Below are 1485 nucleotides of genomic sequence, written 5' to 3' on the forward strand. Positions count from 1 at the left end.
CCCTTAAAGTTGGACACAGAATTTACGCTGCTTGCTGGATGGTGAGTTCCCGGTACTTTTCCGGGGACTTGCCATCCAGTTTTGTTTTGATTCGACGCTTGTTGTAGAAGTTAATCCAATCAGTCATAGCTTGAATCAAATCTTCCTTGTTCTCAAAATGTTCATCCATGACTTCGACCTTCATGATGTGGAAGAATGACTCAACTACCGCATTGTCTAAACAGGTTGCCTTGCGCGACATACTCTGAAACACACGATGTTCCTTGAGCGTTTCTCGCCAAAACTTGTGCTGATATTGGAAGCCTTGATCCGTATGGACTGTTGTTCGATAACCTAACTTTGGCAATCCTTCTAAGGCTTCTCTGAGCGGTTTTAAAGCGAACTCTACTGTCGGATGGTCACTGATGTTGAAGGCTAATACTTCGCCTGAGAAGAGATCAATGACTGGTTCTAAATAGACACGGTCATTTTGACTCATACCACCATAGCGAAATTCACTGACATCGGTGACGAGTTTTTGATAAGGCCGGTCCGTTTTAAACCGTCGATTTAACCGATTAGGCGCAATTTTACCAACAGTTCCCTTGTACGAATTGTACTTACGTTTTTGTCGATTATAGGCTAAACAAAGCCAATCGTGTTCATGCATTAGGCGTAAGACTCGCTTATGATTCACTGTGAATCCACGTTCTTGTAAAGCTTTGGTTAGTCGCCGGTAACCATACTTTTTGGTGTACTTAGCGTCTTCCTGCCGAATCTCATCGATAGCTTGAATGATTGGAGAATCGTCTAACCTTTCCTGCTGACGATGTGTTCGTGCGTAATAATACGTACTTCTTGGGACCTTGACTACTCTGAGTAGAAGTTTGATGGGTACTTGAAAGACCTGCCTTAACTCGGTCACTATTTGCGAGATTTCTTGTCTACTGACTTCTTCTGAGCTAAGGCGTCGAGTTTTTTTAGGTATTCGTTCTCAATCTTTAACATCAAGTTCTCTTGCTTCAGTTGCTTCAATTCGTCGGCGGTAGTGGGTTGGCTACTACTCTTTGAAGGCTTCATTTGTTTATGTTTAGCCATAATTTTAGGCTTTCCTCGCTTTCGTTCAAGGCCAACGATTCCTTGTTCTTCAAAGCGCTTTTCCCATTGCCAAATGGTACTTGGCGAAGATAGATCAAAGTGCAGAGCTGTTACCGGAAGCGAAGCCTGATGTTGTTTTCTCCAGTTTAATACATCGACCTTGAACTGGCTAGAATATTCCGTCTTGCGATGTTTTAGCTTCAATCCGTCGACACCGTACTTCTGAAAGCGGCTAACCCAGAGAAGAATAGTGTCTCGCTTACTAATTCGGTACTTCTTAGCTAGTGAAGGCGAACCAATGCCACTTAAATATTCAGTGACGACTTTAATCCTAAAATCTAAATTAAACTTAACCATAATAAAACCCCCAAGGTTGGACTTTCTGTCCAACCTTGGGGGTTCACTTCA

At 42.7% G+C, this 1485-nt stretch carries 2 protein-coding genes; both read right to left on the bottom strand.

Annotated elements, in window-relative coordinates; genetic code table 11:
• Nucleotides 1-22: 22 nt before the first annotated feature.
• The gene (locus tag HEQ50_RS12835) at nt 23-967 is read right to left on the bottom strand and encodes an IS3 family transposase (protein ID WP_370520159.1); all 945 of its coding nucleotides are present in this window, start codon (nt 965-967) and stop codon (nt 23-25) included.
• Nucleotides 904-1434 (bottom strand): helix-turn-helix domain-containing protein, encoded by a 531-nt coding sequence (locus HEQ50_RS12840; RefSeq protein ID WP_232842757.1) that lies wholly within the window; start codon nt 1432-1434, stop codon nt 904-906. The genes HEQ50_RS12835 and HEQ50_RS12840 overlap by 64 nt, the downstream gene beginning before the upstream one ends.
• Nucleotides 1435-1485 lie beyond the last annotated feature (51 nt).

The sequence above is a fragment of the Lactobacillus sp. HBUAS51381 genome, assembly GCF_012641095.1.
In the GTDB taxonomy this organism is placed as follows: Bacteria; Bacillota; Bacilli; order Lactobacillales; family Lactobacillaceae; genus Levilactobacillus.